The 19,557-nt window shown below is 71.6% G+C and carries 18 protein-coding genes and 1 pseudogene; 10 read left to right on the top strand and 9 right to left on the bottom strand.

Annotated elements, in window-relative coordinates:
- The first annotated feature begins 36 nt into the window (after positions 1-36).
- A complete protein-coding gene (locus BLW85_RS03755) occupies positions 37-426 on the top strand; it encodes a RidA family protein (RefSeq protein ID WP_074990625.1) in 390 nt (129 codons plus the stop codon).
- A 7-nt stretch (positions 427-433) separates the two neighbouring features.
- Here the strand turns inward: BLW85_RS03755 and BLW85_RS03750 are convergent, their stop codons facing one another.
- Positions 434-1,633 (bottom strand): polysaccharide deacetylase family protein, encoded by a 1,200-nt coding sequence (locus tag BLW85_RS03750; protein WP_074990623.1) that lies wholly within the window; start codon positions 1,631-1,633, stop codon positions 434-436.
- Positions 1,634-2,091: 458 nt separating this feature from the next.
- Here BLW85_RS03750 and BLW85_RS39190 point away from each other — a divergent pair, with 458 nt between their 5' ends.
- Entirely contained in the window at positions 2,092-2,229 is a 138-nt protein-coding gene (locus tag BLW85_RS39190; protein WP_239697892.1) for a tryptorubin family RiPP precursor, read from the top strand.
- A gap of 133 nt (positions 2,230-2,362) precedes the next feature.
- A complete protein-coding gene (locus BLW85_RS03745) occupies positions 2,363-3,415 on the top strand; it encodes a cytochrome P450 (protein WP_074990620.1) in 1,053 nt (350 codons plus the stop codon).
- A gap of 23 nt (positions 3,416-3,438) precedes the next feature.
- On the opposite strand, the gene BLW85_RS03740 is transcribed toward BLW85_RS03745, so the two are convergent.
- From BLW85_RS03740 to BLW85_RS03710, 7 genes are all read right to left on the bottom strand, one after another.
- Entirely contained in the window at positions 3,439-4,323 is an 885-nt protein-coding gene (locus BLW85_RS03740; RefSeq protein ID WP_070024951.1) for a DMT family transporter, read from the bottom strand.
- 144 nt (positions 4,324-4,467) lie between these two features.
- Positions 4,468-6,222, bottom strand: coding sequence for a carbohydrate binding domain-containing protein (locus tag BLW85_RS03735; RefSeq protein WP_074990618.1), 1,755 nt, complete (start codon positions 6,220-6,222; stop codon positions 4,468-4,470).
- Between the two features lie 185 nt (positions 6,223-6,407).
- Positions 6,408-6,689, bottom strand: coding sequence for a hypothetical protein (locus BLW85_RS03730; protein WP_070024955.1), 282 nt, complete (start codon positions 6,687-6,689; stop codon positions 6,408-6,410).
- Positions 6,690-6,760: 71 nt separating this feature from the next.
- Positions 6,761-7,576, bottom strand: a complete 816-nt coding sequence (locus BLW85_RS03725; RefSeq protein WP_074990616.1) for an ABC transporter permease — start codon at positions 7,574-7,576, stop codon at positions 6,761-6,763.
- Between the two features lie 25 nt (positions 7,577-7,601).
- Positions 7,602-8,495 carry an ABC transporter permease gene (locus BLW85_RS03720; RefSeq protein ID WP_074990614.1) on the bottom strand — a complete coding sequence of 298 codons (894 nt, stop codon included), beginning with the start codon at positions 8,493-8,495 and terminating at the stop codon, positions 7,602-7,604.
- Between the two features lie 3 nt (positions 8,496-8,498).
- The gene (locus BLW85_RS03715) at positions 8,499-9,692 is read right to left on the bottom strand and encodes an ABC transporter substrate-binding protein (RefSeq protein ID WP_074990611.1); all 1,194 of its coding nucleotides are present in this window, start codon (positions 9,690-9,692) and stop codon (positions 8,499-8,501) included.
- A gap of 23 nt (positions 9,693-9,715) precedes the next feature.
- On the bottom strand, positions 9,716-10,747 hold the full coding sequence (locus tag BLW85_RS03710; protein WP_070024961.1) for an ABC transporter ATP-binding protein: 1,032 nt from the start codon (positions 10,745-10,747) through the stop codon (positions 9,716-9,718).
- A 110-nt stretch (positions 10,748-10,857) separates the two neighbouring features.
- Here BLW85_RS03710 and BLW85_RS03705 point away from each other — a divergent pair, with 110 nt between their 5' ends.
- Entirely contained in the window at positions 10,858-11,598 is a 741-nt protein-coding gene (locus BLW85_RS03705; protein WP_070025093.1) for a FadR/GntR family transcriptional regulator, read from the top strand.
- 37 nt (positions 11,599-11,635) lie between these two features.
- A complete protein-coding gene (locus BLW85_RS03700; RefSeq protein ID WP_074990609.1) occupies positions 11,636-12,400 on the top strand; it encodes a cache domain-containing protein in 765 nt (254 codons plus the stop codon).
- Between the two features lie 19 nt (positions 12,401-12,419).
- Here BLW85_RS03700 and BLW85_RS03695 read toward each other — a convergent pair whose 3' ends face one another.
- Positions 12,420-13,898, bottom strand: a complete 1,479-nt coding sequence (locus BLW85_RS03695; RefSeq protein ID WP_070024963.1) for a glutamate-cysteine ligase family protein — start codon at positions 13,896-13,898, stop codon at positions 12,420-12,422.
- Between the two features lie 162 nt (positions 13,899-14,060).
- Between BLW85_RS03695 and BLW85_RS03690 the strand changes: the two are divergent.
- The 5 genes and pseudogenes from BLW85_RS03690 to BLW85_RS03670 form a co-directional block, all read left to right on the top strand.
- Positions 14,061-14,588: pseudogene (locus BLW85_RS03690) on the top strand (SDR family NAD(P)-dependent oxidoreductase); the annotation flags it as partial.
- 362 nt (positions 14,589-14,950) lie between these two features.
- Entirely contained in the window at positions 14,951-15,655 is a 705-nt protein-coding gene (locus BLW85_RS03685) for an SDR family oxidoreductase (RefSeq protein WP_074990607.1), read from the top strand.
- A 230-nt stretch (positions 15,656-15,885) separates the two neighbouring features.
- On the top strand, positions 15,886-17,769 hold the full coding sequence (locus BLW85_RS03680; protein ID WP_074995958.1) for an ABC transporter ATP-binding protein: 1,884 nt from the start codon (positions 15,886-15,888) through the stop codon (positions 17,767-17,769).
- A 90-nt stretch (positions 17,770-17,859) separates the two neighbouring features.
- Positions 17,860-18,510, top strand: coding sequence for a helix-turn-helix transcriptional regulator (locus BLW85_RS03675; protein ID WP_244174800.1), 651 nt, complete (start codon positions 17,860-17,862; stop codon positions 18,508-18,510).
- Between the two features lie 70 nt (positions 18,511-18,580).
- Positions 18,581-19,552, top strand: coding sequence for a pyridoxal-phosphate dependent enzyme (locus tag BLW85_RS03670; RefSeq protein WP_074990605.1), 972 nt, complete (start codon positions 18,581-18,583; stop codon positions 19,550-19,552).
- Positions 19,553-19,557 lie beyond the last annotated feature (5 nt).

Genomic DNA, 19,557 nt, shown 5'->3' with positions numbered 1-19,557 from the left:
GGACGCGGCGGTGTCCGTCCGCCTAGCGTTCCGCCCATGACGGAGCGACGCGCGATCCTCGGTGGTTCGGCCTTCGAGGAGCAGATCGGCTACGCCCGGGCCGTGGTCGACGGCGACTGGGTGCATGTGTCCGGGACCACCGGGTTCGACTACACCACCATGACGATCCCGGACGACGTGGTGGAACAGGCCGAGCAGTGCCTGCGCAACATCGGGGCGGCGCTGGCCGAGGCGGAGTGCGGCTTCGCCGACGTGGTGCGGGTGCGCTATCTGCTGCCCGACCGTGCGGACTTCGAGCCCTGCTGGCCGGTGCTGCGCGCCTGCTTCGGCGAGATCCGCCCGGCCGCCACCATGATGGAGTGCGGCCTCGCCGACCCGCGGATGAAGATCGAGATCGAGGTGTACGCCCGCCGTCCGGTGAAGTGACGCCCGCTCAGCCCCGCTTGGGCGGGCGCAGGAACGAACTCCAGCCGCCCGCCGGCTTCTCGCCGACCTCCAGGGTGCGCAGCAGCGCGAGGATCGCCGGGTCCTGGACGTCGAGCCAGTCGGTGAACTGCCGGAAGGAGACCAGCCGGACCTCCGGCCGGCCGGCGATCTGCCGCAGCGCCTCCTCGACCGCGTCCATGTAGATGCCGCCGTTCCACTGCTCGAAGTGGTTGCCGATGAACAGCGGCGCCCGGTTCGTCTCGTACGCCCGGTCGAAGCCCGCCATGTACGCCTGGGACGTCTGGGCGCGCCAGTAGGGGTAGTTGTACGAGGGCGCGCGCGTCGAGTTCTGCGACTGGTTGGCGAGCATGTTCCAGTCCATGGACAGCACCTCGAAGCCGCGCCCGGGGAACGGGATGCTCTGGAGCGGCAGGTCCCACAGCCCGTTCCGTCTGCGCGGCCAGCGCTGCACCCCGCCCGGCGACGAGGCGTCGTACCGCCAGCCCAGTTCGCGCGCGGCGGGCAGCAGGTTCTCCTGGCCGAGCAGGCAGGGGGTGCGGCCGCCCACGAGTTCCTTGTCGTAGTCGAAGGGCAGTGGCGGCTCGTCGCGCCAACCGGTGTTCGTGCGCCAGGACTTGACGAACGACCGGGCCTGCTCGATCTCCGAGCGCCACTGGGCCGGGGTCCAGTCGGCCACCGATCCGGAGCCCTCGCAGAAGTGCCCGTTGAAGTGCGTGCCGATCTCGTGCCCGTCGAGCCACGCCTGGCGGACGTACTTCAGGGTCTGCCGGACGTGCTCGTCGGTGAGGTAGCCGATGTCGGAGGCGCCGACCGGGTTGTTCGGCGGCCGGTACAGCCGCTTCTTGTCCTCCGGCAGCAGGTACAGGCCGGACAGGAAGAAGGTCATCCGGGCGTCGTGGGCGCGGGCCAGTTCCAGGAAGCGCGGGAAGAGCCCGGTGCCGAGTTCGCCCGCGCCGTCCCAGGAGAACACCACGAACTGCGGTGGCGTCTCGCCGGGTTCGAGCGGGGCGGGCGCTTCCGGCTGGTTCGGCTGACGCCCGGTGTACGACGTCGAGCCGTCGCCGATCAGCCGGGGCGCCTGCCGCTGCCCGCCGGGCCCCGACGAGCCGAACCAGCCGTCCCGGCTGCATCCGCCGAGCGCGCCGACGGCCATGCCGAGACCGGCGCCGACGCCGAGGCGCGCCATGCTCCGGCGGCTGATTCCCTGTGCCGTCACGCCATCGCCTCCTAGATCGTCGTGAACGACACCTCGCACGATAAGGACGATAAGCCTATGAACCGGGGTATTTGGTGCGGCGTGGTGTGTAAAAGGGCGTCAGAAGATGAATGGGTGCAGTCGCGTGCCTGCTCGGCATGTACACATCCGGCCATTCTGTCGACGGTGAACCGCGCGGCGGCATGCCGTCGCACGTCCGCTCTCGCTGTCACGCCGTCCGGCATTCGAACGATCGGCACGGCCTGCGATCAGTGCCGAAGGGTTGCCGACCGGGGTGGCGCTCTCTTGTTGCGATATCCAGTCAAGTCGGATCGCCACTGACAGAAGAATGACCGAAAGTGGCTACCTGGCACGTTCGTTGCGTCCGGCCGGGATTATTCGGTGGATGGGTGAGGGAAGTTTCCGGGAGTCGCCGACACGTGATCTTCATGGGCCCGCCCCGGGAGGACGCGCGTCACCCGCCCATCCCGAAAGGAGGTGCAGAGATGAAGCTTCTCTTCTCCATCCGCAACAAGGTCGCGGCCGGCAAGAGCCTCAAGGCGAGCGCCTGGTACATCTGGTACTGACGGCGCCTCGCAGTCACGTACCGTGCTTGACATCGTTGTCCGGCCGTGCTCGGTGACGAGCCGGCCGGGCAGCGCTGTCCCACCGCCGCGCGGTCTCCCCTCGCCCCCGTTTCGTCGCATCGGAGCGCCAGCCATGCCGCCGTCGCCGTCGTCCGCAGCGCTTACGCGCACCACCGTGCTCCACCCGCGGCTCGCCGCGCTCATCCGCGACCACCTGGGCCAGGACCTCTTCCGGCTGGAACCCGACACCATCGGCGTCGCCGGACCGGAGGTCGCCGACCGCATCCTCGCCGCGCGCCGGGCGACCGAGACCGAGCGCCCCACCTTCAAGCCGCTCCAGGGCCGGTCCATCACCCGCGCCGAGGCCTCCCAGATCACCCGCACCATCGGCAACGACGTGCGCGAGGCCCTGGCCGGACCGGTGCCCGGGAACGTCGACCTCACCGGCTCCTGGCCGCTGACCGGCCACCTCTTCCTGCGCGACCTCATCCTCGGCCGGGATCCCCGGCGGCTGCGCATGCTGATGAGCCGCACCCTCGAACTCACCCCCAAGCTGACCTGGTCGGTCATCGCGGTCGGCGCCGCCCTGCCCGGCTGGCCCCGCCCCGGCGACCGGCTCACCGGGCTCGCCGAGCGCACCGCGCGGGCCGAGGGCTACCAGGAACGCCGGTACGCGATGGGCATGTACCGCAGGGCCGCCGCACCGGTCTGCTTCACCGTCTCCACCCTGGTGGCCAACGCGCTCTGGCTGGGCTCGCCCTTCGCCGAGGGCACCCCGAACCGCAACATCATCCTGGAGTCGCTGCGCCTGCTGCCGCCCTCCTGGAACCTGCTGCGCAACGCCTCCCCCGAGTACCCGGCGATCGACGACCGGATCGGCACCGGGGACGACGTCCTGCTGCTGCCCCTCCTCTCCCACCGCGACCCGGCCCTGTGGGACGACCCCGACACCTTCCGCCCCGAACGCTGGGACCACCTGGACCCCGAGGCCACGCCCGGCTATCTGCCCTTCGGCCACTCGTCGGAGCGCTGCTGGGGCCGGCACATGGTCATGCCGCTCGCCGAGCTGCTCCTCGACCTGATCAGGGACGCCGGGCTGGTCGTCGACCCCGGACAGCGCGTCGCCAAGGTGCCCCTGCTCGGACTGCTCGGCGTGGACGACATACGGCTGGTGCGCCCCAGCTGACCCGGCGCGCGGCCCCGCCCCGGTCACCCGGCGGCCTCCTCGCCCTCCGCCGTGGCATCGGGGACGACCGTGATGTGCTGCACGGCCCGGCTCAGCACCAGCACGCCCGCCACGATCAGCAGCGCCCCGCACGCCTCCGGCACCAGCCACCAGCCCGTGCGCACCTGCTCCTGGAGCAGGGCGATGCCCAGCACCAGGCTCACCATCGCGTCGCCGATGGTCAGCGCCGGCTGGGCCGCGACCAGCGGGCCCGCCTGGAGCGCGTTCTCCAGCAGCAGCACCGCGGCCACCCCGGCGAGCGCGAAACCGTACGTCTGCCAAGAACGCAGGAACGCCAGGAAGCCCTCGTCGGCGAACGTGCCCGAGGCCGACTTCAGCAGCGCGGCCGTCAGCGCGTTGCCGGTGGCGGAGGCGGCCGCCAGCAGTGCGGCGCGCCGGGCCGCCGGGCGCCCGGGAGCGGCCAGCAGCACACAGCCCGCCATGGCGCCGACGCACAGGGACAGCGCCGGGATCCACCGGCTGAGCGGGGCCTGGTCGAGCGCTCCGTGCGGCGCGGCCGCGACCAGCAGCATCGCCAGGCCCAGCACACAGCCCGCCACGCCCCACCAGCCCCAGTGCGGCAGCCGCCGGTGCATCAGCGGGGCGGCGACCAGCAGCGCGAAGGGCAGTTCGAGGATGAACAGCGGCTGGACCAGCGCCAGCGGGCCGTTGACCAGGGCCAGGCTCTGGAACAGGGCCGCGCCGACCACGCCGATCATGCCCAGCACCCAGAAGGGCCGGCGCACCAGTTCGGCGAGCAGCCGGATCCCGCCGTGGCTGCTCGCGGCGGCGGCCTTGCGCTGGAACGCGGTGCCGACGGCGTTGCTCGCCGCGCCCGCCACGGCGAACGCCGCGGCCAGTTCGATCACGACCCTGCCTCCCGCCTGCACCGAAGGGGCCTCGGGCCCCTTCAGCCTACGGAAGCGGACGGGACGGCCGCCGCACGAGCCGCTCCGCGACGGCCGAGCCCACCCGGTTCGGTCACACCGGGTGGGCTCGGCCGCGGGGACGGGTCAGGAGAGGGCGAGGTCGTCGGCGTAGACGGTGCCCTGGCCGTACCAGCCGTGCACGTACACGGTGACCGTGCCGGAGGAGCCGGTGGTGAACGGCACCGTCAGCTTCTGCCAGGACGAGGACGAGGTCCAGGTGCTGGCCGTCGCGCCGCCGCTCACGCCGAGGTAGGCGTACGAGCCCTGCACCCAGCCCTGCAGCGTGTACGACGTGTTCGGCTTGAGGGTGAGGGTCTGGGCGCACTGGCCGGTCGACGAGGAGGTCGCGTCGGTCTTCAGGGCGTGGCTGCCGCCGTGCACCGGGGAGGAGACCACCGTGGCACCGCTGTCGCAGGTCCAGGGCGTCAGCGAACCGCTCTCGAAGTCACCGTTGGCCAGGGCCGTGGGGGTGCCGCCGCCGGTCCCGTTCACGGTCAGGTTGAAGGTGGAGCTGTGCTTGGTCGAGCCCGCGGTGCCGGTGACGGTCAGCTGGTAGCTGCCCGGCGCGGTGGAGGCGGCCGTCTTCACGGTGAGCGTGGAGCCGGCACCGGCGGTGACCGAGGTCGGGCTGAGGGTCGCCGTCACCCCGCTCGGCGCGCCGCTGACGGCCAGGTCGACGGACTGGGCGCTGCCCGAGGTCACCGAGGTCTTCACGGACGCCGTCGTGGAGCCGCCGGGGTCGACCGAGGCGGTGGCGGGGGAGAGGGAGACCGAGAAGTCGTTGGCCGGCGGGGTGGTCGTGCCGCCCGAGAACGGCGCGAAGGTGTGCGAGAAGTACCAGGTGTCCTGGCTGATGCCGGAGCAGCTGTCGGAGCCGCCGGTGCCGGGGCAGCCGCCGTTGTCACGCTGGAGGGCCCAGAAGGAGAGGGTGTTCAGCCCCTTGGACACGGCCCAGTTGTACACCGCGGTGGCGTCGTCGGTGGTGAAGGTCTCGGCCGGCCCGTAGTCGTCGATGCCGGGCATCTCGGTGACGCCGATCATGTTCCACAGCTGGCTGTCCGACAGGTTCGGGTAGAGCGAGGCCAGCTGGTTGTGCAGCCCGGTCGCGGCCGTCTGGGTGTCGGTGGCCATGTGGTGGGTGGCACCGTCGTAGTAGTCGAACGTCATGAGGTTGACGACGTCGACCTTGGCGCCCGCGTTCTTGGCGCTGCGCAGCACGGCGAGTCCGCTGTCGGCGAGGCCGGTCGTCGTGGTCGGCAGGGTGTAGGAGAACTGCACCGAGCGCCCGTTGGCGGCGGCCCAGTCCTGCACCTTCTTGATCGCCTGGTTGCGGCGGTCGATGCCGGCCTGGTTGGTCAGCGAGTTGTCCTCGACGTCCATGTCCAGGCGGGAGACGTCGTAGGTGGTGATGATCTTCTCGTAGGCGGCGGCGATGGAGTCGACGCTGGTGCAGCTGTCGGCGATCTCCGTGCCGCCGTTGTCGGCCGCGTACCCGCCGAGCGAGGGGATGACGTCGCCGCCGCGCGAGCGGATGGTGGTGAAGTCGGAGCCGAAGACGGAGGAGGTGACGGGGGTGCTTGTGTCACCGTTCCAGTACGGCGTGCAGGAGCCCTTCTTCTCCGTCTGGAGGAAGGCCATGGTCAGGTACTTGACGCCGGAGGACTGGGCGAGGGCGGCGGGGCTGTCGCCGTTGTAGGCCTCGAAGTAGGGCGCGAAGACGTGCGCGGGCAGCGGAGTCGCCGCTTGCGCGGCGCCCCCGATCCCCAGGGCGAGCCCCGCCGACGCGGCCAGGGTGGCCACGCCGGTGAGCAGGGCGCGTACGGATCTCGGACGTGTCATCGGGTACTCCCGGATAGCGAACGACAGTCGATCGAGCGGGGGTGTCGCACGGTAGGGCCCGGCCGGGGCTATTGGTCTAGGCCATGATTGGTCTGGACCAAACTCCGGTCAAGGTACGGGAGTCGCCTTTTTGCCTTGTCGTGAATCAGTCAACCGACAGCGCGGTGTCCGTATTTGATGTGCTATCAGGTCGCGCGGGTGCCGCCGCCTCGGCGGATGCGGCCCAGCAGGTCCCGGTGATAGGCGGCCAGTTGCCCCGCGGGCACGGGGGCCGGACTGCCGGTCAGGGTGTACCAGGTGTCGCCGCCGAAGTGCTGGACGGCGACGCGCGCACTGCGGCCGTCGGACCGCAGGATCGTCGCCACGGTGAGATCACCGGTGATCACGCCGATCTCGTCGGTCATCGCCCCGCCGGGGCCCGCGGTGACCCGGTCGACATAGCTGTTCACGCTGGGAGGGTTGGTCATGGGCCGCAGGGTTCCACCAACCCGCCCGGCACGCCCGGACCGGCCCTCGCCCGCGCGTGTCCGGGCCCGGCTCACACCCGGCTGGACGCCGCCGTGTCGGCGGACAGCCGCTGGGCGAGATAGATCGGCACCACCGACACCAGTACCAGCACGGCGGCCACCACATTGACCACCGGCGCCTGCTGAGGCCGCGTCATGTTGCCGAAGATCCAGATGGGCAGCGTCTCGACGCCGGGCCCCGCGGTGAAGGTGGTGACCACGACCTCGTCGAAGGAGAGCGCGAAGGAGAGCAGCGCGCCCGCGAGCAGCGCCGAACGCACCAGCGGGAAGGTCACGTCCAGGAAGGCGCGGAACGTGTGCGCGCCGAGGTCCATGGCCGCCTCCTCGTACGACGTCGTCGTCCGCCGCAGCCGCGCCACCACGTTGTTGAACACCACGACGATGCAGAACGTGGCGTGCCCGACGATCACCGTGAACAGCCCGAGCCCCACGCCGAGCGGCCGGAGCACCGTACCGAAGGCCGAGTTGAGGGCGATGCCCGTGACGATGCCGGGCAGCGCGATCGGCAGCACCACTATGAACGACACCGTGCCGCGCCCGAAGAAGCGGTGCCGGGCCACGGCGAACGCGATCAGCGTGCCGAGGACGAGCGCGATCGCCGTGGCCCCGAGCCCCGCCTTCACCGACACCCACAGGGCGTGCCGGGCACCGGAGTCGTGCACGGCCGCCGACCACCAGCGCCCGGTCAGCCCCGGCGGCGGCCAGCTCGCGCTGCGGTCCGGGTTCAGGGAGTTGACGAGGACCAGCAGCAACGGGACGTAGATCACCGCGAATCCGATCCCGGCGCCGATACGCAGGGCGACGCGGGCACTGCGGCTGAGATGCACGTGGCTCATCCTCTCCGGGGACCGGTCACAGACTGTTCAGGGCGCCCGTACGGCGGATCGCCAGCAGATAGACCACGATCACCACCACCGGGACCGTGCCGAGCGCGGCGGCCATCGGCAGGTTCAACTCGATGTTGGAGTACACGAGATTGCCGATCAGCTGCGTCTTGCCGCCGACGATCTGCACGGTGATGTAGTCGCCGAGGCTCAGCGAGAAGGTGAACACCGAACCCGCGGCGACCGACGGCAGGACCATCGGCAGCACCACCGAGCGGAAGGTGCGCCCCGCCCGGGCACCGAGGTCCGCCGACGCGTCGAGCAGCTGCGCCGGCAGCTGCTCCAGCGCGGTGTGGATCGGCAGGATCATGTACGGCAGCCACAGGTACGTCAGGGTGAGCACCGTGGCCGGCAGCCCGAACCCGGGGCCGCTCAGCCCGAACGGCGCGAGCAGCCAGTCGGCGAGCCCGCCCTGGGACAGTATGAGCCGCCAGGCGTACACCTTGACCAGGTAACTCGCCCACAGCGGGGTGAGGATGGCCACCACCAGCAGCGGACGCCGGCGCGGCGGGGCCACGCGCGCGGTGTAGAAGGCGACCGGGAAGGCGATCAGCGCGCACAGCACGGTCACCGCGAGCGCCACGCCCACACTGCGCACGATCACCTCGCGGAACACCGGCACCGTCACCAACTGGTGGAAGTTGTCCGCCGACCAGACCTTCACCACCTGTGAGGTGAAGGAGTCGGTGGTCCAGAAGGCGGAGGCGAACAGCACCGCCAGCGAGCCGAGATAGAGCACGGCCAGCCACAGCAGCGGCGCGGTGAGCAGCAGGGTCAGCCGCAGCCGGGGCCGGCGGTGCAGCGCCCCGGCGAGCCGGCGGACGGTGCCCGGCCGGGCGGCGCTCGTCGCTTCACTCGCCACGGCTCAGCCCTTGATCTCGGTCCATGCCTGCACCCACTTCGCGTACGGCACGCACTTCACGTCGGTGCGGCCGTCCAGGCACTGCTCGATGGGCGTGTTCCAGAAGGCGATCCGCTTCCAGTAGTTCTCGTCGGCCGCGTGGTAGACCGAGCAGAAGCGGCGGTCCTTGGTCTGCGCGCACGCCTTGGAGTTGGCGGGCGCCTCCCCGAAGTACTCGGCGACCTCGGCGTTGACCTTGGGCGAGACGATCCAGTTCAGCCATTTGTAGGCGCAGTTGGGGTGCTTGGCCTTGCTGGAGACCATCCAGGTGTCCGACCAGCCGGTCGAACCCTCCTTCGGCACCAGCGCCTTGACCTTGGCGCCCTCGGAGGCGGCGAGGTTGGCGATCACCTGCCAGGTGGTGCCGACGACCGAGTCACCGCTCTTGAAGGCCGAGACCTCCTTGAGGTAGTCGCCCCAGTACTCGCCGATGTCGGCGTTCTGCCGCTTCAGCAGTGCCACGGCCGCGTCGAACTGCTTCTGGTCCAGCGCGTACGGGTCCTTGATCTTCAACTCCGGCCGGGTGGCCTTCAGGTACAGGGCCGCGTCGGCGATGTAGATCGGCGAGTCGTACGCCGTGACGTGGCCCTTGTACGCCGAGGCCCGGTCGAAGACGGCCGACCAGGAGGTGGGCGCGGGCCGTACCTTCTGGGTGTTGTACATCAGCAGGTTGGCGCCCCGGCCGTGCGGGATGCCGTACATCTTTCCGTCGACGGAGTTCCAGGCGCCGTTCTTCAGACCGCTGAAGACATCCTTGTAGTTGGGCACCAGATCGGTGTTGACGGGGGCCGCGTCACCGGAGGCGATCAGGCGCAGGGAGGCGTCGCCGGAGGCGGAGACGGCGTCGTAGTCGCCGGTCTTCATCAGCTTGACCATCTCGTCCGAGCTGGCGGCGACCTTGGAGTGGACCTGGCAACCCGTCTGCTTCTCGAAGTCGCCGACCCAGTTCACCTTGGGGTCGTTGGAGCCGTCCTCGACATAGCCGGCCCAGGCGATCAGATCCACCTGTCCCTCGGTTTTGCCGAGTTTCGTGGGGGCCTTCAGGTCGGGCGGGTTGAGGCCGGTGGAGGAGGTCGAGCCGGAGGAGTCGCAGGCGGCGGCGAGCAGCAGCGCGGCGCCGGCGCAGGCGGCGGTGCGCAGGGTTCGGGTGAGACGCACGGCGTTTCTCCAAGAGGTGGGGGTCAGGAGGGCAGGCGGACGGCGTGGCGGCGGTGCCACTGGAGGCGGACCCGGCTGCCCCGGTAGGCGGCGACGTCCTCGGCGGAGGTCTCCAGGTTCTGCTGCACCGCGGTGAGCCGGCCGCCGCCGTCGAGGTCGACCAGGAAGCGGGTGGCGTCGCCGAGGTAGACGGCGTCGGCGACCGTACCGGTGACCGTGGTGTGCTCCGGTTCGTCCGCCTCCGCGGACTCCTTCAGGACACGGATCTTCTCCGGGCGGATGTTGTAGGTGCCGGGGGCGCCGGCGATCCGGTGGGCCACCTCGCCGTCCAGCAGGTTGGAGGTGCCGACGAACGAGGCGACGAAGGGGGTGGCCGGGCGTTCGTAGATCTCCGCGGGCGTGCCGACCTGGGCGATGCGGCCCTGCTCGAAGACGGCGATCCGGTCGCTCATCGTCAGCGCCTCCTCCTGGTCGTGGGTGACGAAGACGAAGGTGATGCCCACCTCCCGCTGGATCGCCTTGAGTTCGACCTGCATCTGCTCGCGCAGCTTGAGGTCGAGGGCGCCGAGCGGCTCGTCGAGCAGCAGGACGCGGGGACGGCCGACGAGGGCGCGGGCGAGGGCGACGCGCTGCCGCTGCCCGCCGGACAGCTGGGCGGGCCGCCGCCCGCCGTAGCCCTCCAGCCGCACCTCGGCGAGCGCCTCACGGGCCCGGGCCAGGCGCCGTGCCTTCGGCACCTTGCGGATCTTCAGCGCGTACGCCACGTTCTGCTCGACCGTCATGTGCGGGAAGAGCGCGTAGTCCTGGAAGACGGTGTGCACGTCCCGCTCGAACGGGGCGAGCCCGGTGACCTCCTGCCCGGCCAGCTCGATCCGGCCCCCGTCGGGCGTCTCGAACCCGGCGACCAGCCGCAGCACCGTGGTCTTCCCGGAGCCGGACGGGCCGAGCATCGAGAAGAACTCGCCGTCCCTGATCTCCAGATCGACCCCCGCCACGGCGGTCGTCCCGCCGAACGACTTGCGCAGGTCCTGCAGCCGGATCGCAACTCCCTGCATGGGGGAACCTTTCTGGCGCCCTGTACGTTGACGGCAAACATATGAAGTCATAGTTCTCAACTCAAGAGCCCGTTGGGGTAAAGCTTGAGTCAACGCACGAGGTGATGACCGTGAGGCAGGACCAGGCGGACGGCGGTGCCCGCAGTGCCGTCTTCAGCCCGGTGGACACCCGGGCCCGCGTGGACACGGTCGTCCGCCGGCTCGGGGACGCGATAGAACTGGGCCTCCTCGCCGACGGCGAACAGCTGCCGGGCGAGACGGAACTCGCGGGCCGGCTCGGCGTCTCCACCGTCACCCTGCGGGAGGCGCTCATGGCGCTGCGCCAGCAGGGCCTGGTCATCACCCGCCGGGGCCGCGGCGGGGGCAGCTTCGTCTCGCTGCCCGACGCCCCCGCCGAGGACCGGCTCCGAACCCGGCTGCGCGGCTGGAGCACCGAGGAACTGCGCGACCTCGGCGACCACTGGGCCGCCCTGTCCGGAGCCGCCGCCCGGCTCGCCGCCCAGCGCACCGAACCCGAGGACCTGCGTCAACTGAGGCGCACCGCCGACGCGTTGGGCCAGGCAGCGGACGCCCCAGCGCGCAGCCGGCTGTACGGCCGCTTCCACGTCGAACTCGCCGCCGCCGCCCAGTCCGCGCGCCTCACCCGTGAACAGGTCGCGCTCCAGGGGGAGGTGGGCGCACTGCTCTGCCTGGTCCTGGCCGACCCCGCATATCGTGAAGAAGTTGCGGACCGGCAGCGCGCACTGCTGCGTTCCGTGCAGGATGGGGCCCACGAAACGGCCGGTCCGCTGGCCGAGCGGTGCGTCAGGGAGTCGACGGCGCGGCTCGTCGCCGTACGCCTCGCCCTCTGACCGCGCCGCGTCCGGTCACCGTCCGCTGGAGGACACCATGGGCGTCAGCCCCGGGCTCGCCGCCCCCGGCACGGAGACGCAGCTGTGGGTGGCCGCGCGGGTGGGCGGCGCGCTGGAGGCCGTCTTCCAGGCGGTCGCCGCGACCCGCGCCGACACGGCCGCCCTGCTCACCCGGGCGATCGCGGAGGGCCGCCGGCCGGCCGGTGCCGACCTCGCGGCCCTCCGCCCCGCCCTGCACCGCCACCTCACCGAGGTGGAGCTGGTCTCCGGCGCCGGCTTCGTCGCCGCGCCCGGACTGCTCGCCGATGTGCCCGCCTGGCTGGAGTGGTGGCAGCGCGGTGCCGACGGCGGCATACGGCCCCTGCTGCCCGATCTCGACCCCGGCCGCTCGGCGTACTCCGACTACACCCACTGGGACTGGTTCGCGCTGCCCCGCGACACCGGGCGGCGGGCCGTCGCCGGCCCGTACGTGGACTACCTCTGTTCCGCCGAGTACAGCCTCACCCTCTCCGAACCGGTCTACGTCCAGGGTGAGTTCGCCGGAGTGGCCGCTGCGGACGTGTATCTGCGGCACTTCGAGGCGGCCGTGCTCCCGCTGCTGCGGCACCTCGCGCGCCCCGCCCATCTGGTGAACGCCCGCGGCCGGGTGGCCGCCTCCGCGGATCCCGCGCATCTGGCCGGTTCCCTCACCAGGGGACCCGACTTCGCGGAACTGCTGCTCGGCGGCGCGCGGATCGGGGCGCACCAGGAGATGCGGCTGGTGCCGTGCCGGGGAGTTCCGCTGGTACTCGTCCTGACCTGAGCGCCCGGGGCGCCGGTGCTCAGTCGACGGGCCAGGTGTGCACCGGGGCGTTGAGGTGCATGTAGTCGATGTACAGCTGGGTCATCCGGCGCAGCGCCTCGTGCCGGCCGGCGTGCGTGGTGTCAATGATGCGGTGGAACATCTCCTTCTGCCACACGGCCCCGTTGCGGCCGGCCACGCAGCGCTGCTCGATGATCCCGAGCAGCGGCTCCCGCCACGCCTCGTCCATCCCGGAGAGTTCGAGGCCGCGGTGGGCGAGCGGCAGCAGTCGGCGCAGCACCAGTTCGGGGACGGTCACCTCGCCCACCCCCGGCCAGTACAGCAGCGCGTCGATGCCGTGCCGGGCGGCGGTGTGCAGATTGTCCTCGGCGGCCTGGAAGGACATCCGCGACCACACCGGGCGGTCCTCCTCCACCAGCGCCCGGGTGAGCCCGTAGTAGAAGGCGCCGTTGGCGAGGGTGTCGGCGACGGTCGGCCCGGCGGGCAGCACCCGGTTCTCCACGCGGATGTGCGGACGGTCGTGGGAGACGGCGTACACGGGCCGGTTCCAGCGGTAGATGGTGCCGTTGTGCAGGGTGAGTTCGCCGAGTTCGGGGACGTCGCCGCGGTCCAGCGTCTCCGCCGGGTCCTGCTCGTCACACAGGGGGAGCAGGGCCGGGAAGTAGCGCAGGTTCTCCTCGAACAGGTCGAAGACGCTGTTGATCCACCGCTCCCCGAACCACACCCGGGGCCGTACGCCCTGCACCTTGATCTCCTGCGGGCGGGTGTCCGTGGCCTGCTCGAACAGCGGGATGCGGGTCTCGTGCCACAGCTCCTTGCCGAACAGGAAGGGCGCGTTCGCCGCGAGCGCGACCTGGATGCCGGCGATGGCCTGCGCCGCGTTCCAGTAGCCGGCGAACTCCTCGGGGGAGACCTGGAGGTGGAACTGGGTGCTGGTGCAGGCGGCCTCCGGGGTGATGCTGTCCGCGTAGGTGCGCAGCCGGTCGACGCCGTCCACCTCGATGCGCAGATCCTCGCCGCGGGCGGCGAACACCTGGTCGTTGAGCAGCCGGTAGCGGGGGTTCTCCGACAGGGTCTCCTCGCCGATGTCCTTCTGTTCCAGGGTGGGCAGAATGCCGACCGTGATCAGCCGGGCGCCGACCGAGCGGGCCCGCTCGTCGGCGTGGTCCAGCGCGGCCCGGATCTCCGACTCCCAGGCGTCCGGACCGCCCGCCGTCAGCCGCCGCGGCGGCACGTTGATCTCCAGGTTGAACCGGCCCAGCTCGGTGGCCCAGGCGGGGTCGGAGATCGCCTCCAGCACGGCACTGTTGCGCATGGCCGGCTCGGCGTCCTCGTCCACCAGGTTGAGTTCGATCTCCAGACCGACCTGCGGACGCTCGGACTCGAACCGTTCCTCCCGCAACATCTTCGCGAACGCGTCCAGGCACTCCTGCATCTTGATCCGGTACCGTCGGCGGTCCTCGCGGGTGAACACGAGCGCCGGGACGTCTCGCCCCATCGGCCCTCCAGGATGACCCTCGTCGGACAGTCTCCCCCCAATGTCGCACCATCGCGGGGGCCTCACCATGCGGATGGGGGAGGGGCCGGGGCCCGCATCGGGGCGGCGGCGAACCGGGCGCGTCCGCCGGACCGGGTCCGCCGGTGATGATCGGCCGGAAGCGGAGCCTTCGCGGACACCGATCTCGCCGACGACCTCGCCGTGATCGAGCGGAACGTGGTCTCGACCGTGCGGCTCGCCAAGCCGCTGCTGCGCGACATGGTCCGCCGCGGCACGGGCCGGCTCGCCTTCACGTCCTCCGTCGCCGCGACCGTACCGGGCCCCTTCCAGCCGGTGTACAACGCCTCCAAGTCCTTCGTGCGGTCCTTCGCCGAGGCGCTCGGCGACGAGGTGAAGGGCACGGACGTCACCGTCACCGCGCTCCTGCCGGGCCCGACCGAAACCGGCTTCTTCCGCCGGGCGGACCTCGGCGACACCAAGCTCGGGACCATGGAGAAGGACGACCCGGACGACGTGGCCCGGCAGGCCTAGGAGGCGATCGTGCGCGGCCGCGCCACCTCGGTCACCGGCTCGCTGAAGACCAAGGCCCAGGTACTGGCGAACAAGGTCCTGCCGGACGGCGTCAAGGCCGCCGTGCACCGCTCGATGACCGAGCCGGGAACGGGCGAGGAGGACGGCCCGAAGCGGTGACGGCCCCCGCGTCACCCGGTCGGTCCGTCTCCGATGGCCCCCGCGCGGGCGGCGACGGAAGGTCTGAACGAGATCTTCGCCCGCCGCGGCACGCCCCCGTGCCCCGCAGCGCCCCAGACCGGCCCCCGCCGCGCCGCCGACCTGTCGGCGTCGGCGGCGGGCCGACCCGGGGCGGGGAACAGTGAATCCATGCGCTCGGGTCGTTCCCCGCCCCGATCCCGGTCGATGCGCGTCGGCAGCGCTCTCTCATCGACCTGCAAGGTTGGAATTCCGAACTCGGTGACGGGACACCCTTGCGGTCGGGAAACCGATCGGTTTACGGTGGGTGGAAACCGATCGGTTTCCGAAGGGGAAGAGGCATCATGACCGCGATCAAGGACTCCGTCGTCCTCGTCACCGGCGGCAGCCGCGGCCTCGGCCGGGCGCTGGTGGAGGAGCTGTTCCGGCGCGGGGCCGCCAAGGTGTACGCGACGGCCCGCGACCCCCGCGCGGTGACGCATCCCGACGCCGTTCCGCTCGCCCTGGAGGTCACCGACCCCGCGTCGGTGGCGGCCGTGGCCGCGCGGACGCCGGACGTCACCGTTCTGATCAACAACGCCGGCATCTCGGTCGGCGCGCACTCCCTCCTCGACGCCCCGCTGGACGACGTGCGCCGGGAGTTCGAGACCAACTTCTACGGACCGCTGCTGGTCACCCGCGCCCTGGTGCCGGTGATCGAGCGCAACGGCGGCGGTCACCTCCTCAACGTCCACTCGGTGCTCTCCTGGCTCGGCGTCGCCGGGTCCTACAGCGCCACCAAGGCGGCCCTGTGGTCCCAGAGCAACTCCCTGCGCCTGGAGCTGCGGCCGCGCGGCATCGGCGTCACCGGGCTGCACGTCGGCTACATCGACACGGACATGACCTCGGGCATCGACGCGCCGAAGTCCGACGCCCGGGACGTCGCCGCGCTCGCCCTCGACGGCGTCGAGACCGGTGCCCACGAGGTCCTGGCGGACGACCTCACCCGCGGCGTCAAGGCGGGCCTCTCCGGCGATCTGGCCGCGCTCTACCCGCAACTGGCGCTCTGACGCCGCCGCGAACCTCATCGGTCACACGCGCATCGAGCACCGGCGTTTCGGCCACCCCCGTCCGCGCGGGCGGCCTTGCGCCGCTGCGACCGTGCGTTCGAGGCCCCGGGATCACGGGCCGGCTCTTCGTCCGGAATCGAGCGCGTTCGAATCGTCCACCTCCTCGTTGAGCCTGGCACCGCCGGACCACCCGGGTGCGGTGCCGACTCCGAGGAGGAACGCGGGTGACCGTGACCGACGCTTCGACAGACAGCTCCCCGACCCCGCCCCCACCACCGCCGGCCACCATCGGCTACGAGGGGGTCTTCGGCAAGAACCCGCTGGAAGAGGCCGGTTTTTGGGCCATGTGCGGTCGGCTGCCCTCGGTGCTCGGCCGGACCGAGCGCATGGCCTGGGCGGTGGACCGGACCGGCGTCGTGCTGCTGCTCCTGTGCCAGGTGGTCACCGGCGTCGCCGCCGCCGTCGTGCTGACCGCCACCTCGCGGGCCATGACCCACATCCTCGGCACCGGCACGGTGTCCGAACGCCTGCACGGGGCGCTGCCCGCCCTCGTCGTGGTCGCCGCGGCGGCGGCCACCGGCCGGATCAGCTCCGCCGTGGCCTCCTACGCCGACGGCCGGATCACCCCCCGGCTGGTCACCGAGGCCGACGTGGCGCTCGTCTCCGCCGTCTGCCGGGTGGAGGCCTCCGCGCACGGCGAGGACGGGTTCGCCGACCGGCAGGAGGCCGCGGAGGTCGGCGTCACCCGCACCACGACGATGGTCAAGGACGCCCAGCGGTTCATGGCCGCCCTCGTCCGGATGATCGCCGCCGGCGGCGTCGTCACCGCACTGCACTGGCTGATGCTCCCGCTGTTGCTGCTCGCGGTGCTGCCCGCCGGGCTCGGCGCCGTGCTCTCGGCCCGCGTCGACTACGAGACGCACTACCTCAACCTGGCCGACCGCAACGTGCGCGGCATGATGCGCTGGTGGGCCGCCTACTCCCGGCACGGCGACGAGGTCCGCGCCAACGGCATGACCGGCTACCTCGTCTACTGGTACCGCGCGCTGTCCGAGCGGATCGACCAGCGCATCCTGCGCGCTGCGCCCCGGATGCTCCGCATCGTCCTCGCGACCTCCGCGCTCGGCGGCGCGTTCCTGCTGCTCACCTGGGCCGCCCTCGCCTGGCTCGCGATGACCGGGCGGGTGGCCCTGCCGGTCGCCGCCACCGCCGTCGTCGCCGTCCAGGCCACGCTCGGCGCGCTGACCCAGTTCGTGCAGAACGGGGCCGCGATGTTCCACACCTCCCTCTACCTCGCCGACATGCGCTCCTTCCTCGACATGGCGGCCGAACGCGCCCCGAAACGCGGCGAGTCCACGATCCCGGAGCAGGTGGAGGAGATCCGCCTCGACGAGGCCGTGTACCGCTACCCCGGCCAGGAGGAACCCGCCGTGGACGGTGTCTCGCTCACCCTGCGCCGCGGTGAGATCATCGCGATCGTCGGCGAGAACGGCTCCGGCAAGTCCACCCTGACCCGGCTCGTCACCGGCATCCTGCTGCCGGACAAGGGCCGCGTGCTGTGGGACGGCACGGACCTCGCCGGGGCCCGGCCCGACTCCGTCTGGTCGCGCACCGCCCTCGTGCCGCAGGACTTCGCCTGCTGGCCGCTGCGCGCCCGGGAGAACATCACCCTCGGCCAGCCGCGCGGCCACGACGACGCCCTGGTGTGGGAGGCGTTGGACGCCGTCGGCATGCGCGAGGCGGTCGAGGGGCTGCCGCAGGGGCTCGACACCCTGCTCGCCCGGGAGGTCTACGGTGGCGTCGAACTGTCCGGCGGCCAGTGGCAGCGCCTCGCCTGCGCCCGCGCCCTGTACCGCCGTACACCCCTGCTCATCCTGGACGAACCCACCTCGCAGATGGACCCGCGCGGCGAGCACCGCATCTTCCTGGAGATCAAACGCATCGCCGCGCGGCGCATGACCATCGTGGTCACCCATCAACTGGAGAACACCCGTCTCGCCGACCGGATCGTCGTGTTGCGGCACGGGCGCATCGTCGAGGAGGGGCACTACGACGAACTCGTGCACGCCGGCGGCCTGTTCGCCGAACTGGTGGCCCTCGCCAAGGACCGCTGAGGCCCGGGCCGAAGACGGCCCTGGACAGCGGACGCTCCAGTGCTTAGCCTCCTTGTCCAGAAATGGATTTTCAGGCCAAGAGGTGGGTCGGTGGACGGTGGGGCGGCGGACGAGCACCTCGTCCGGGAGGCCGAGAAGATCGCCGTCGCCCTGGGCCGGATGTTCCCGGGCCTGTGCGAGGTGGTCCTGCACGACCTGAGGGATCCCGACCACTCGATCCGGGCCATCGAGAACAACCTGTCCGGCCGCCGGGTCGGCGACCCGGCCACGGAACTGGGCCTGGCCCGGATCGCCGACCCCGCCTACCCCGGCGTCGTCCAGAACTACCCCAACCGGTTCCCCGACGGCCGCCCCGCGAAGAGCACGTCCATCGGCATCAAGAACGCCGAGGGCCGGTACGTCGCGGCGCTCTGCCTGAACCTCGACGTCTCCGTCCTCTCGCCCGTGGCGCTCACCCTGGCCAACCTCGTCGCCACCGACACCGGGCACGGCGATCAGCCCCCGGAGACGCTGCGCGACCGCCGCTCCCGCGAACTGCGCCGTGTGGTCGAGGAGTTGGCCGCCGAGCGGGGATGCCCGCCCCGCTCGCTGAGCCGCGCGGACAAGAAGGCGCTCGTCCGGCAGCTGTACCGGGACGGCTGCTTCGAGTCCCGGGACGCCGCCCGGACCATCGCCGACCTCCTCGGCGTGTCCCGGGCGACCGTCTACAACTACGCGAAAACGGCGGCGGATTCCGCCTGAGGCCAGGCAACGGAACCCGCACGCCGCGACAGACACCGACGAACGCCCGGTAGAGAAAGAGGACTTCACCATGCCCGCCGCCGACCTGCCCGTCACCCTCGCCGACGTCCGCGAGGCCGCCGCACGCCTCGAGGGCTTCGCCCACCGCACCCCCGTCCTCACCTCGCGCACCCTCAACGAGCGGGTGGGCGCCGAGGTGTTCGTCAAGTGCGAGAACCTCCAGCGCATCGGAGCCTTCAAGATCCGCGGCGCCTACAACGCCATCGCCTCGCTCACGCCCGGGGAACTGGCCAAGGGCGTCGCCGCGTACTCCTCCGGGAACCACGCCCAGGCCACCGCCCTCGCAGCCCGCGAACTGGGCACCACCGCCGTCATCCTGATGCCCGAGGACGCCCCCCGCTCCAAGATGGAGGCCACGGCCGGGTACGGCGCGGAGATCGTCACCTACGACCGCTACACCCAGGACCGCGTCGCGCTCGGCCAGGCGCTCGCCGAGGACCGGGGGCTGACCCTGATCCCGCCCTACGACCACCCGGCCGTCATCGCCGGCCAGGGCACCGCCGCCCTCGAACTCCTGGAGGAGACCGGACCGTTGGACGCCCTGCTGGTGCCCGTCGGCGGCGGCGGACTGATCGCCGGCAGCGCCGTCACCGCCAAGGCGCTGCACCGGGACATCCGGGTGATCGGGGTGGAGCCGGAGGGCAGCGACGACACCAAGCGGTCGCTGGAGAGCGGCACCCGCGTGGCCGTCCCCGTGCCCCGCACCGTCGCCGACGGCCAGGCCGTGGCCGTCCCCGGGGAGCTGACGTTCACCGTCAACCGGCGCCTGGTCGACGCCATCGCCCTGGTCGGTGACGCGGAGATCATCGACGCCATGCGCTTCGCCTTCGAACGGCTGAAGATCGTGCTGGAGCCCAGCGGCGCCACCCCCCTGGCCGCCCTGCTGTCCGGCCGTGTCGAGGACCTCCCGCCCCGCGTCGGCGTCATCGCCTCGGGCGGCAACATCGACACCCGCCGCTTCACGGAGCTGATGGCCGGCTGACCGCC

Source organism: Streptomyces misionensis, from assembly GCF_900104815.1.
Lineage (GTDB): Bacteria > Actinomycetota > Actinomycetes > Streptomycetales > Streptomycetaceae > Streptomyces > Streptomyces misionensis.
This window is presented reverse-complemented; position numbering and strand designations above follow the sequence as displayed.